This is a genomic window from Chloroflexota bacterium, assembly GCA_016219275.1.
Taxonomy (GTDB): domain Bacteria; phylum Chloroflexota; class Anaerolineae; order UBA4142; family UBA4142; genus JACRBM01.
This window is the reverse complement of sequence record JACRBM010000040.1, coordinates 63,771-76,202: the sequence shown is the minus strand read 5'-3', so window position 1 is coordinate 76,202 and position 12,432 is coordinate 63,771. Positions and strand designations below refer to the sequence as shown.

Genomic DNA, 12,432 nt, shown 5'->3' with positions numbered 1-12,432 from the left:
ATGCAATTGCAACAGTACGCGCGCGTCTTGATCAAACGCGGCTGGATCATCGTTTTGCTCGCGATCATCGCGGCGGGCAGCGCCTACGTGTTCAGCAAAGTGCAAACGCCAATCTACAAATCTACGGTGACGCTCAGCGCCGAACCGTCGCGCCCGGCGGATTGGGGACAGAGCCAGGCGATCAAGAATCTGTTGCGTCTCTACGTCGAGCAAATGCAAGCGCCGATGCTGACGCAACCAGTCATTGACAAGTTGCAACTCGATGTGTCGTCGGACAAATTCAACAGCCAAATCAACTTTAGCGCGGACGAGTCCACACTAAAAATTACGATTGAAGCGCGCCACCCCAAGCCCGAAGTCGCCGCGAACATGGCGCGAACGCTCGCGGAAAATTTCGTCGCGTTTCGCAATCAAGCGAATTTGCAAATTGATCAACGCGACCGGATTCTCGTCAGCATCCTCCGCAACGCGACATCGCCGGAAATCTTTTCGCCGAAGACGTCGGTCAACGTCGCCGCCGGCGCGGTGCTCGGCGCGTTGATCGGCGTGCTGATCGTGCTCGCGCTCGAATGGCTCGAATCGGATATTGTGCGGACGACCGACGATGTCGAACGGTACATCGGAGTCACCGTGCTCGGCGCGATTCCAACGATCACCGCGAACGCGTCCGAATCTTCCACGCGCCGATTCTGGCAACGCGCGACGACTGCCCAAGCATCCGCTAAATCCAACTGACCGCTGTTCACTGGAGTCTTGAATGACCGACACGTTGATTACACTCGCCAACCCGCGCTCGCCGATCAGCGAAGCGTACCGCACGCTCCGCACGAATCTTGAATTTACGTCGCTCGACAAACCGATCTGCTCGATGGTCGTGACATCCGCCGCGCCGGAAGAAGGCAAATCTACGACGCTCGCGAATCTCGCAGTGACGATTGCCCAAGCCGGCAAGCGCGTGATTTTAGTGGACTGCGATTTGCGCCGCCCGTCGTTGCATCGCGTTTTCGACGCCAAGAACGCGCCCGGCTTTACGGACATGATGCGCGACGACGCGTTGATGAAGAATCCGCCTCTGCAAGAGACCCAGGTGCCGGCATTGCGTTTGCTTGCGAGCGGCACGATTCCGCCGAATCCCTCCGAATTGCTCGCGTCGCGCCGGATGAGCGATGTGATCGCCGCGTTGCAACAACACGCCGATGTGATTCTGTTCGACGCGCCGCCGATCATCGCGGTGACCGACGCGGCGGTGCTCGCGTCCAAAGTGGACGCGGTGCTGCTCGTGTTGAGCGCAGGCAAGACTAGGCGCGAGCACGCGCGCAAAGCCAAGCAATTGCTCGATAAAGTGAACGCGCGCTTGATCGGCACTGTGCTCAACAACGTCAAGGGTGAAGCGAGCTTGTATCAATACTATGCGAGCGAGGAGAAGGCGGCGTGAAAGGTCTGATTCTTTCCGGCGGCAAAGGCACGCGCATGCGTCCGTTCACGTACACGGGCGCGAAACAACTGGTGCCAGTCGCGAACAAACCGGTCCTGTTCTACGCGATTGAAGATTTGGTCGAAGCCGGCATCACCGACATCGGCATCGTCGTCGGCGACACCGGCGATCAAGTGCGCGAAGCCGTCGGCGATGGATCGCGTTTCGGGGCGCGCGTGAGTTACATCGAACAAGACATGCCGCGTGGCATCGCGCACGGCATCAAGATCGCGCGCGAGTACATCGGCGACGACAAGTTCGTGCTTTTCCTCGGCGACAATTTCATTCGCGATGGCATCGTGTCCCAGGTCGCGGCGTTCCGCGACAACGCGATGCACGCGCAGATCATTCTCTACAAAATGGACGATCCCAGTTCGTTAGGCGTCGCCGTGCTCGACGAACGCGGTTGTGTCACGCGCTTGGTCGAAAAGCCCAAGCAATTCATTTCGCCGTTCGCGGTCATCGGCATTTACATGTTCGACAAGCACGTGTTCGACGCGGTCAACGCGATCAAGCCCTCGGCGCGCGGCGAACTTGAAATTACCGACACGATCCAGTGGCTGATTGATCGCGGATTGAACGTGCGCGCGCATCAATTGGATGGTTGGTGGATTGACACCGGTAAGGTGTCGGATATTCTCGATGCGAATCGGCTCGTGCTCGATATCGTCGAACCGCGCAATCAAGGACAGGTGGACGCCGAGTCGTCCATCGAAGGACGCGTCATTATCGAACCGGGCGCAGTGATCGTCAACAGCACGATTCGCGGTCCCGCGATCATCGGCGAGCGCACGCGCATCGAGAACGCGTTCGTCGGTCCCTACACTTCGATCTATCACGATTGCGCGATTCAACATTGCGAAATCGAACATAGTGTTGTCTTGGAACACAGCCAAATCACCGATGCGCCCGCGCGGATTGCGGACAGTCTCATCGGTCGGCACACCCAGGTCGTCCGCGCGAATGGGCGCACGAAAACGCTCACCCTGATGATTGGCGATCACAGCAAAGTCGGAATCTTGTAGCCCGAAAGGAGTCACGATGGGCAGTTTGCAGATTCAGTATCCAGAGTTGTTTGCCGCTTTGGGTCGCTATATCGCAAAGCTCGGCATCTCGAATGTGTGCGTGATGGAATTCGAGAACGGGATCATCATTACCGGTTCGGTGTTGTACGAAACCGGCGAATCGTTCAACCGTCGCCTCGAAACCAAGATTTTGTCGCACGACGATTTGAAACGACTAGTAAAGGAGCGCTAACATGCAACGCACCATGCGCGGCGAAATCACGTTACCGTATTCGGAGGTTATGCGCGTCATTGGCGCGTTCATTGACCGCAGTAACCTTACCGAAGTCAAGATCATCGAGACCGATGAAGGATTGATCCTACAAGGTCTCGTGATGCTGGGCGAACGCGCCGGCGAACGCGATACGTACCAGTTGAGCACGCAAGAAGTTTGGGATTTACTGCGCGACGCGCGCGCCCAACGCATCACTCGAATGTAACCCCCCTCTTGGAGAAATCAATGCAGAACTTGTTAGTCACCGGTGGCGCGGGCTTTATCGGTTCGAACTTTGCGCGCTACATGCTCGGCAAGTATCCGGCGTACCGTATCGTCGTGTACGACAAGCTAACCTACGCCGGCAATCTCGACAACCTGCGCGACCTGGCGACGAATCCTCGTTACGCGTTCGTGCGCGGCGACATTTGCGATGCCGCGACCGTCGAGCGTGCGGTGCGCGAGCACGCGATTGACACGATTATCAACTTTGCCGCCGAGACGCACGTAGACCGCTCGATCATGCAGCCGGACGCGTTCATCCAAACAGATGTCTACGGCACGTACGTTTTGCTCGAAGCTGCGAAGAAATTCGGCTTGCGGTACCATCAAGTCGGCACGGACGAAGTGTACGGCTGGGTCGAGCAAGGTTCCTCACGCGAGGACGACCGGCTCTTGCCGCGCAGTCCGTACTCCGCGGCGAAAGCCGGCGGCGATTTGTTGGTACACGCGTATCACGTCACCTATGGAGTGTCGGTTACGCTCACGCGCGGCGCGAACAATATCGGACCGTACCAGTATCCGGAAAAAGCCGTGCCGTTGTTCGTGACGAACGCGATGGACAATTTGCCGATTCCGCTCTATGGCGATGGCAAGCAGATGCGCGATTATCAATTCGTGCTCGATCACTGCGAAGCGATTGACTTGGTCGCGCATCAAGGCAAACTCGGCGAGGTCTACAACGTCGGCACCGGCACTGAGACACTCAACATTGATATGGCGCGGTTGATTCTGAAATTGTTGAACAAACCGGAATCGCTCATCCAACACGTACCCGACCGACCCGGTCACGACCGCCGCTACGCGCTCGATGTGAACAAACTGCGCGCGCTCGGCTGGGAACCCGCCCACAACTTTGAAGAAGGATTAACCAAGACGGTGCAGTGGTACGTCGAAAACGAATGGTGGTGGCGCAAGATCAAAAGCGGCGAGTACCGCGAGTATTACAAAAAACAGTACGAAGATCGCAAGTAGATTGTCCACAGTAGACAGTCAACAGTAAAACCGGGTGTCCTCGCGTGATGCCCGGTTTTATCGTGTACGATTTTAGACGCTGTAGGATCGCAACCGCAAATCGGATTCAACGCGGAGACGCGGAGAACGCAGAGGTCGCGGAGAGGATTTTCTTCCTAAAAACTCTGTATTCTCTGCGACTCTGCGGTGAACTCTTTGATCTCACCGGCGACAATGCTACAGTCTTCGATTTTAGCCCGATTTATCGGGCTTGTGCTACTGCAGACGTGCGATTTATCGCACGCGCACGTGGGAAAGATTGTCCATTGACCCCGCGCGAGAAAGCGTGCTAGAATCCGCGTGCAAAATCCAAGAGGTGTTGGCATGAAAACTCGCCCCGTGCGACCGATTCACTTGTGCGTCTTGTTCGTCACGTTGATCGCGCTCCTCGCGTATTCGTTCACTCCCGCCGCGTACATCGCATACGCGCGTCCGGCGACGCTTACCAACCCGTGCGCGTATGATCCGAACAATTTGTTTACGAATGGAATGATGTTGCCCGGATGGAGCAGTCCGTACGGCACGATTGCCAACGGATGGACGCCATTTATTTTTTCCGGCAATGCGCCTCAATTCAACGTCGTCAACAACGAAGGCATTGACGACACGATTTCGCAACAAATTTACGAGGTGAACACGTTCGATGCCGGGATTCAGCAAACGGTCAACAATCTCCAGATCGGCACAAATTATTGGATGCGTTGGGGTTATAGTCTCGCCGCGAAATCGTACGGCGGCGGCAACGTGCGCGTCAACACGATTGGTCGTCAGTTCGGCGTGATTCCGTACGGCGGAACTGATCCGCACGACGCGCGCGTGATTTGGGGACCGATTTTGTGGGATGGCAACGCCGCGTTGAATCGTCCGGAAATGACAATCGTGTTCACCGCGCGCGCGACGAGCGCGACCATGTTCTTGCGCGCGATTGCGTCGCAGAACGACGGCGGCGAAAATCGCGTGTGGATTGACGCGCTGTGCATGGAGGCGCGACCCGACCTGACGCCGTCGCCTTCGCCGCCGCCATTGACCTCGCCAACTCCCAGCACAAATTTTTTACCGCTCGTCCAAGTGTCGCCCAGCGAAGCCGGTTGCGTTGCGCCGAGCGTGCTTACGAACATCGCGGTTGGCGCGCAACCGAAAGGCATCACAACTGACCCAGGAACGAATCGCGCATTTGTCAGTCTCTTCGGCGGTTCGAGCGTCGCGGTCGTCAACGCGGCGACGAACCAGGTCACCGCGACCTGGGGCACCGGCACGGCGGGGCACGCGAATGGCATCGGCTTTGCGAACAATCGCTTGTTCGTCGCGTTGCGCGATACGAACAGCGTCGCGATTCTTGATGCGTCGGGGAGTGTGTTGGCGAACAAGGCGGTCGGCTCGCAACCCTGGGGGCTTGGCGCGGCGAACAACGCGGTCTGGGTCGCGAATTTCAATTCGAATTCGGTCAGCACACTCGACGCGACGACGAACAATGTCGTCAAGACGCTCGGCACGGGCGTTAGTCCCAGCATGGTTGCGCCGGCGGGTTCGCACGCGTTTGTCGCGCTGATGAGTGGCGGCATCGTGGATGTGGATGGCGCGGGGAATCAACTGAACAACTGGGGCTGGGATGCCGGCGCGTTCGGCGTCGCGTTCAATGCGTCGGCGAATCGGCTGTACGTGGCGAGCCGCGATACGAACAAACTTGCGATCCTCAATGCGAGCACGGGCGCGAACGTGACGAGTATCACGTTGGCGAACACGCCATACGCGCTCGCGTACAACGCGAACACGAATCATCTCTACGTCGTTCTCGCCGAAGTGAACCAGGTCAACATCCGCGATGGCACATCGCTCGCCGACCTGGGAACGCTCGCGCTGGGCACTCAAAGTCTGGATGGCGGCGACGGCATCGCGGTGATGAACAATCGCGTTTACATTTCGAATTACTCGGCTGGCACCGTCACCGTGATTCGCGACGCATGTCCGTAAAACTGGCTAGGACGCGGATGAACGCGGATAAGAAAAAATCCGCGTTCATCCGCGCGCGAAGCGATCCGCGTCCAAAATGATGGTGGTTGTTGCCACGCGGTATTACGGTACGGCAAACTTCATTTCAACTGTCACGCTGATTTCCAATTCGCCGCCTTCGAGTGGAACCGCCGCCGCGTCCATCGCGGCTGGTGCAGCGAAACTTCGAATGAGCGGTCGCGGCGCCGCGCTTCCTTCGCTGATCGTCAACACCTTGCCGAGTTGAATGTTCGCGGCTTTGGCAAGTTGTCCCGCCTTGTCCATCGCATCCTTGACCGCTGCCGCGCGCGCTTGCTGTTGGTACGGCGTCGGATCGTCCACGGTGAACGACACGCCGTAGATGTTATTCGCGCCTGCCGTCATCGCCGCGTCGAGAATTTTGCCGGCGTCTTCCATCTTGCGAATCCTGACGCTCAGTTGATTGTTGATGCGATACCCGGTGATGGTCGGCGTGGTGTTAGGGCGTTGCTGCGTGATCGGTTGCACGCTAAAGTTGGTCGTTTGAATGTCCTTGTCCGCGACGCCCATACTTTTGATTTTCTCGATGATCGCGTTTGCTTTGGTGTTCGCCTGGCTTGTCGCTTCCGCGAAATTGCTCGCGGTAATTTCAATGCCGATGCTCGCGAGCACCATATTCGGTTTGACACTCACGCGTCCGGTGCCCGAAACGAAAATGCCCGCATCGTTCTGCGTCGTTTGCAAACTCGGCGCGGCTTGGATGGCGGTCGGCGTGAGTTGCGGGGTCGCGGCGACGTAGGCAAACACGCCAGTCGCAATCACGAGCGACATCGCGACGATCGCGAGAATAATTCGCTTGAACATGGTTCCTCCTGGAGAGACCGCCGACGACCGACGACCGACCGCCGCAAGACATGCGCGGTTGGTCGTCGGCGGTCAGCGGTCAGATTTATTTTTCACTTGCAAGACGCATCGCGGGTCAATCAGGTTCCACGCTCATCGTAAAACGAGTATTAAAATCGCGACCCACAACCCAGCGAGGAGCAGCCACACGGTCGGATTTTCTTCCGCGATGATCGAAACGCGCCGCGCCAACGTGCCGATTTGCGTTCCACCCCGAAGCGTAATCCGCTCGAGCCAGTAGAGATCGAACACACGCGCGAGGCGCATCCACCGGGAATTCACGCGCAAATGCCACCCACGCACAATGTCGGATAAAAAGAACGACACGATCATTGGCACGAACAAGATGACAAAACTGCTGATGACGCCAATCGCATTATTCGTCCAGATCACGCGCACCATCGCCGCCTCGCTCGCATCGCGCATCGTCTCACCCAGGGCTTGCACGATCGGCAGCGGCGCAAAGGTGAGCGCGCTAAACGTCAGCGCCAAAATGATCAGCGCGGCGGATTCGTGACGATGCGGCGCGCGTTCTTCTGCGCCGCGCACCGCGAACGCGAAATTCCACAACGGCGCGATGAGCAAACTCGTTGCCGCACCGACGAGCAACAACGCGAGTCCTTGCCCGGCTTCCCACAACGAGATGTACACGCCGACGCGTCCGAGAAATGCCGGCGAGAGCGGCGGCGCGAGGAGTGTGACGACGCCGGCAAACCATGACAAGCGCGCCCACCGATTGCGATTCTCCGCGCGCCAACGCAACGCGAGTTCGAAGAAGGCAAACGCAAACGCGAAACTCGCCGCCAGCCACCACACGAACGCCGGACCGGCATCGCCGCCGAACGCCATCGCGAGCGGCACGAGCGCAACCGCGTGCGATGCGCTGACCGTCACCGCGCGCACCGGGTCTTCTTCGCGCCAAATCCAAATCAACGCAACGAGCCATGCCAGGATCGCCAACAGCACGAGCCAATCGCTCGCCGCGTTGACCCAATCACCCGCACGCGACCACAGCGCGGACGCGGCGAGAATCGGCAACGCGCGCGCGAACCAAAAATCGGCGGCATCCGCGCCGCGGCGCGGCAAGAGGGGTTGAAAGGGAAAGAGCGCGAGCCGCGCCCACCACGCGACCGCGAGCAAGCGCGCGCCGTCCTGGGCGCGCGGTGTACCCAGGAGTAGTGCGCCGCTGAACAGTCCGACTCCGGCAAACATGCCAATGACCAAGCCGCGCGCGGCGCTTTCGCGTTCGGCATCGTGCGCCAAGCGCCATGCAAAGATCGCGAGGTCCAACAGCGACCACGCGAACCACATCGAGAGGAGGTTGTCGGCGGCGGTAAGCAAAAGCGCGGCGGAAAGCACGAGCGTGCGCGTCGGATCGAATGGCGCGCGCGGCGGCGCGGCAAGCCACAACGCGAGGAGCGGAATCAGCATCGTGAACCACAAGGCGATGACGATGCCGTCGGCGCGAAACGCGAGGACGAACGATGCGGCTTGCCAATCGGCGACGACCCAGCGATGAGTGCCCGGCGCGATGTTCAATCCCACGGCGGCGAGCGCAAGCGCGAGAAGGACGATTGCCAACCCAGGTCGTGCGGCTTGGTAGTGACGTGTGATCATCGCGAACGCGGGGGCGATGACGGGCGGAACCAGCACGGGTAGAATTACGATCCAGTCAGGCATAGCGGACGCCATTCTAGCACAGATTCCCGCGTGAAACAAACAACTTGCGCGGACCGGGTGTCCGTCAAAATTTTGGAACACTCAACCTTGCGAAGGTTTTGACGACAAATCAAATACAATTGCCTTTCAATCTTCGCAAGGTTTTTTCACCAAAAACTTGATGCACACCCGCGCGGACCGTAGCGCGCGTGTGTCACCGTGGTTTATCGGACTAGCGCGTTTCGCGAGCCATGCCCGCGGCTCCACGCGACCCAGGAATCGCGGGCATTTATCCGCTATGTGGGCAATGTGATCACGCCCAATTGCCGCAGTTCGCCGAGATCGTCCGACTCGACCCACAGCTCTTCGATCTTGCCATTGGCAAGACGAAAAAGATTCATCCCTGTGGAAACGATCTCTTTGCCGGTCGGCTTGGCGCCCAGGTATTCGCCGATGTGTCGCCCGCGAAACGTCCAGCGCACTAGCGTTTTGTCGCCTTCGGCAACCTGGTCTTCGACGGTAAAACGCACATCGGAGTAGATCGCGCGCAAGTTTTTAGCGCGTTGCCGAAATGTATCCGCGCCGTGAAAAGTTTGTCCCGCGACGTGTCCCACGACATTCGGCGCAATAATCTCGTCAATCACGCCGAGATTGTTCCGAGTCCAGAGTTCCTCAAAGTAACGGCGTATGACGGTTTTGTTCAGTTCGGTTGACATGGTTTATTCCCCTTTCCGTATGCTCTGACAGGTTACGCTCATTATCCAATGTTGATGTTCGCTGACCAGACTAAATCGTGCTCAATTTCTGCTCATTTTCCAACACGGGGTGTTGGCGAATTTGCTACACGTGGCGTAATTCGCGGATAAAAAATGGGCGGGATATGCTCGCCAATGCCCCGTTGACATTTCGCCCTGCACGCGCTATACTCCTTGTTGCAACTAGTCGCAATAAGGAGTATTTGCGTTGTCACACCATCATACTGCCATGCTCACCAATCTGCGCCAACGCGGACATCGCTTGACCCCGCAACGCGAAATGGTGCTCTCAGTGATCTGCGAAAGCGAAGGGCACATCAGCGCGGACGATATTCTCGCACGCGTGCGGGCGCGCTATCCGTACCTCAACAAGTCGGCGGTCTATCGCACGCTCGATTTGCTCGCGCAACTCAACTTGGTCAACGTAACCGATTTTGGCGAAGGGCGCGCGTTGTACGAGATGCATCGCGATCCCCATCATCACCATCTCATCTGTCGCAAGTGCCACACGATGAGTGAGGTGGACGAGCGCGTATTTGCGTCGCTCGAAAAGAAATTGCTCGATGACTATGGCTTTGTCGCCGACCTCGATCACTTTGCGATTTGGGGATTGTGCCGCAAGTGCAGTTCGCCCAGCCCGCGCGCGAAGAAAAAAGCGGCGTGACATCAGAAAGGAACAAAATGGGAGAGATTCAAATTGGCAGGACCGCCCCCAACTTTTCTTTGCCGGATGAAAACGGCAAGTCGGTTTCACTGGCGAGTTTTCGCGGTAAACGCGTCATAGTGTATTTTTATCCGGCGGACGATACGCCGGGATGCACGGCGCAAGCGTGCAACTTTCGCGATCGCTTTGTCGAGATCGAAGAAAAGAATGGCGTGGTCATTGGCATCAGTCCCGACAATGCCAAGGCGCATCAAAAATTCCGGACCAAATACAACCTGCCCTTTATTCTCCTGAGCGATCCCGATCACATCGTCGCTGAAAAATATGGCGTCTGGGGTGAAAAATCATTCCTGGGAAAAAATTATATGGGGATCATTCGCAGTCACTTTGTCATTGACGAACGCGGCAAAATTCTAGACGCGCAAATCAAAGTCAAAGCCAAGCAAAGCGCCGACCTCGCGATGCAATTTCTCGCGAGCAAGTAGATTTCGTATTTGATCGAAGGAGGATCCGATGCACATTCCCGATGGTTATCTTAGTCCCGCGGCGGCGGCGGTGATGTATGCCGCGTCCGTGCCGTTTTGGTATCGCGCATCGCAAAAAATAAAAATGTTGATCGCCGGACGCACGGTACCCCTCATTGCGCTTTTCGCGGCGCTGTCGTTCGTGATCATGATGTTCAATGTGCCATTACCCGGCGGCACAACCGGACACGCGGTCGGCGCGGCGCTTGCCGCGATTGTCCTGGGTCCCTGGGCGGCGGTGCTCGCGGTTTCTGTCGCACTCATCATCCAGGCATTTTTCTTCGGCGACGGCGGCATTCTCGCGATTGGCGCGAACGTGTTCAACATGGCGATTGCGATGCCGTTCGTCGCGTTCTATCTCTATCGTTGGATCGGCGGCAACGCGGCGATTACTTCATCGCGCCGCGTCGTTGCCGCCGCGATTGCCGGCTTTATCGCGATCAATGTCGCCGCGCTGCTGACCGCGTTCGAACTGGGTATCCAACCGTTGTTCTTCCGCGACGCGGCAGGGCAGGCGATGTACTTTCCGTACGGACTCGATGTCGCGATTCCCGCGATGATGCTGGGACATCTCACGATTGCAGGCGCGGTGGAGGCGTTTGTCACCGGGCTGGTGATTGCGTGGATGCAAAAGACTAATCCCGAACTGCTCGAAAAATTCAGCGGCGCTGCCGCGAGCGCGACGACGACGCGCGTGCCACGTTGGGCGTGGGGCGGCTTGGTCGCGCTCGTCGTGCTGACGCCGATCGGTTTGCTCGCGCCGGGAACCGCCTGGGGCGAGTGGGGGCGCGACGAATTGGAGCAACTGGGATTGGGTTACATCCCGGTTGGGTTCGATCAGTGGTCGAATTTTTGGATCTCGCCACTGCCGAATTATGACATTCCCGCGCTCGACAATCCAACGGTCGCGTACATCATCTCCGCGGTGGTCGGCGTTGCGCTCGTTCTCGCAATCGTATTCGCGGTCATGTGGATCGCACAACGTGTGATGGCGCGCGAAGCGACGCCAACCCCATGAAAAGAAATTGAATGAGTAGCGCCAAAACCTCGCGCAGCTTTATTGAAAAGACCCTCGCGGACATTACTGGCGCGTTGGAGCAAACCTTGTTCGCCGAGGAACTCGCGCGGCAGGATGGTTTGCTCCAATCGCTCGACCCGCGCGCGAAATTGCTCGGTGCGCTTGCGGTGCTCGTCGCAATCAGCGCGTCGCAAAACCTGGTCGTCATCGCGGCGCTGTACGCCTTGACGTTGCCGCTCGCGTACGCCTCGCGCGTGCCGATGGGTTTTTATTTCAAGCGCGTCTGGGTGTTCATGCCGTTTTTTACCGGCATCGTCGCGTTGCCCGCGCTCTTCAACGTGTTCACGCCCGGCGCGCCGCTCGTGACGCTCATTGATCTCGCCTCGCCGCGCGTGTACCTCGCGATCACTCAACCCGGCGTTATCACCGCCGCGTTCCTGTTGTTGCGTGTCGGCGCGTCCGTCTCGATTGCGGTGTTGTTGATTTTGACGACGCGTTGGGCGATCTTGCTCAAAGCGTTGCGCGTGCTCCGCGTGCCGCAAGCATTCGTATTGATTCTGGGAATGACGTATCGCTACATTTACGTTTTGCTTCACGCGGTCAACAATATGTTTCTCGCACGCAAGAGCCGCGTCGTCGGGCGCGTGTCCTCGGCAGACGACCGGCGTTGGCTTGCGGCGAGTATGGGTGCGCTGTTCGCCAAATCGTACGCGTTGAGCGATGACGTATACCTCGCGATGCAATCGCGCGGGTTTCGCGGCGAAGCGATGGTGATAGACGAGATCGCGTGGCGCGCGCGCGATGGGGTGTGGCTTGTTGTGTTCGTCGCGGTCGCATTAGGCGCAATGATATTTGGACGCGGATGAACGCGGATTTTTTTATTGTCCGCGTTCATC

At 58.1% G+C, this 12,432-nt stretch carries 14 protein-coding genes; 11 read left to right on the top strand and 3 right to left on the bottom strand.

Translation table 11 applies throughout. From position 1 onward, the window contains the following. The 7 genes from HY868_09470 to HY868_09440 all read left to right on the top strand — a co-directional run bounded on the left by HY868_09470 (nucleotide 1) and on the right by HY868_09440 (nucleotide 6,016). The gene (locus HY868_09470; GenBank protein MBI5302355.1) at nucleotides 1-735 is read left to right on the top strand and encodes a hypothetical protein; all 735 of its coding nucleotides are present in this window, start codon (nucleotides 1-3) and stop codon (nucleotides 733-735) included. Between the two features lie 22 nt (nucleotides 736-757). Further along, the gene (locus HY868_09465) at nucleotides 758-1,435 is read left to right on the top strand and encodes a CpsD/CapB family tyrosine-protein kinase (GenBank protein MBI5302354.1); all 678 of its coding nucleotides are present in this window, start codon (nucleotides 758-760) and stop codon (nucleotides 1,433-1,435) included. Beyond that, nucleotides 1,432-2,499 carry a glucose-1-phosphate thymidylyltransferase gene (locus HY868_09460; protein ID MBI5302353.1) on the top strand — a complete coding sequence of 356 codons (1,068 nt, stop codon included), beginning with the start codon at nucleotides 1,432-1,434 and terminating at the stop codon, nucleotides 2,497-2,499. Before HY868_09465 ends, HY868_09460 begins: the two co-directional genes overlap by 4 nt. A 16-nt stretch (nucleotides 2,500-2,515) precedes the next feature. Further along, entirely contained in the window at nucleotides 2,516-2,731 is a 216-nt protein-coding gene (locus HY868_09455; protein MBI5302352.1) for a hypothetical protein, read from the top strand. A gap of 1 nt (nucleotide 2,732) precedes the next feature. Further along, nucleotides 2,733-2,978, top strand: a complete 246-nt coding sequence (locus HY868_09450) for a hypothetical protein (GenBank protein ID MBI5302351.1) — start codon at nucleotides 2,733-2,735, stop codon at nucleotides 2,976-2,978. Nucleotides 2,979-2,998: 20 nt separating this feature from the next. Beyond that, nucleotides 2,999-4,006, top strand: coding sequence for a dTDP-glucose 4,6-dehydratase (gene rfbB, locus HY868_09445; GenBank protein MBI5302350.1), 1,008 nt, complete (start codon nucleotides 2,999-3,001; stop codon nucleotides 4,004-4,006). A gap of 363 nt (nucleotides 4,007-4,369) precedes the next feature. Beyond that, entirely contained in the window at nucleotides 4,370-6,016 is a 1,647-nt protein-coding gene (locus HY868_09440) for a YncE family protein (GenBank protein ID MBI5302349.1), read from the top strand. 102 nt (nucleotides 6,017-6,118) lie between these two features. On the opposite strand, the gene HY868_09435 is transcribed toward HY868_09440, so the two are convergent. From HY868_09435 to HY868_09425, 3 genes are all read right to left on the bottom strand, one after another. Further along, on the bottom strand, nucleotides 6,119-6,877 hold the full coding sequence (locus HY868_09435) for an SIMPL domain-containing protein (GenBank protein ID MBI5302348.1): 759 nt from the start codon (nucleotides 6,875-6,877) through the stop codon (nucleotides 6,119-6,121). A 132-nt stretch (nucleotides 6,878-7,009) separates the two neighbouring features. Continuing rightward, nucleotides 7,010-8,596 carry a hypothetical protein gene (locus HY868_09430; protein MBI5302347.1) on the bottom strand — a complete coding sequence of 529 codons (1,587 nt, stop codon included), beginning with the start codon at nucleotides 8,594-8,596 and terminating at the stop codon, nucleotides 7,010-7,012. A 275-nt stretch (nucleotides 8,597-8,871) separates the two neighbouring features. Then, nucleotides 8,872-9,291: an ester cyclase gene (locus tag HY868_09425; protein ID MBI5302346.1), complete on the bottom strand. Its 420-nt coding sequence runs from the start codon at nucleotides 9,289-9,291 to the stop codon at nucleotides 8,872-8,874. 268 nt (nucleotides 9,292-9,559) lie between these two features. Here HY868_09425 and HY868_09420 point away from each other — a divergent pair, with 268 nt between their 5' ends. From HY868_09420 to cbiQ, 4 genes are read left to right on the top strand one after another with little or no spacing between them, the layout of a single operon-like run. After that, nucleotides 9,560-9,994, top strand: a complete 435-nt coding sequence (locus tag HY868_09420; protein ID MBI5302345.1) for a transcriptional repressor — start codon at nucleotides 9,560-9,562, stop codon at nucleotides 9,992-9,994. 17 nt (nucleotides 9,995-10,011) lie between these two features. Further along, entirely contained in the window at nucleotides 10,012-10,479 is a 468-nt protein-coding gene (bcp, locus tag HY868_09415; GenBank protein ID MBI5302344.1) for a thioredoxin-dependent thiol peroxidase, read from the top strand. Nucleotides 10,480-10,507: 28 nt separating this feature from the next. Beyond that, entirely contained in the window at nucleotides 10,508-11,536 is a 1,029-nt protein-coding gene (gene cbiM, locus HY868_09410) for a cobalt transporter CbiM (GenBank protein ID MBI5302343.1), read from the top strand. Nucleotides 11,537-11,547: 11 nt separating this feature from the next. Continuing rightward, nucleotides 11,548-12,402 (top strand): cobalt ECF transporter T component CbiQ, encoded by an 855-nt coding sequence (cbiQ, locus tag HY868_09405; protein MBI5302342.1) that lies wholly within the window; start codon nucleotides 11,548-11,550, stop codon nucleotides 12,400-12,402. The last annotated feature ends 30 nt before the right edge of the window (nucleotides 12,403-12,432 follow it).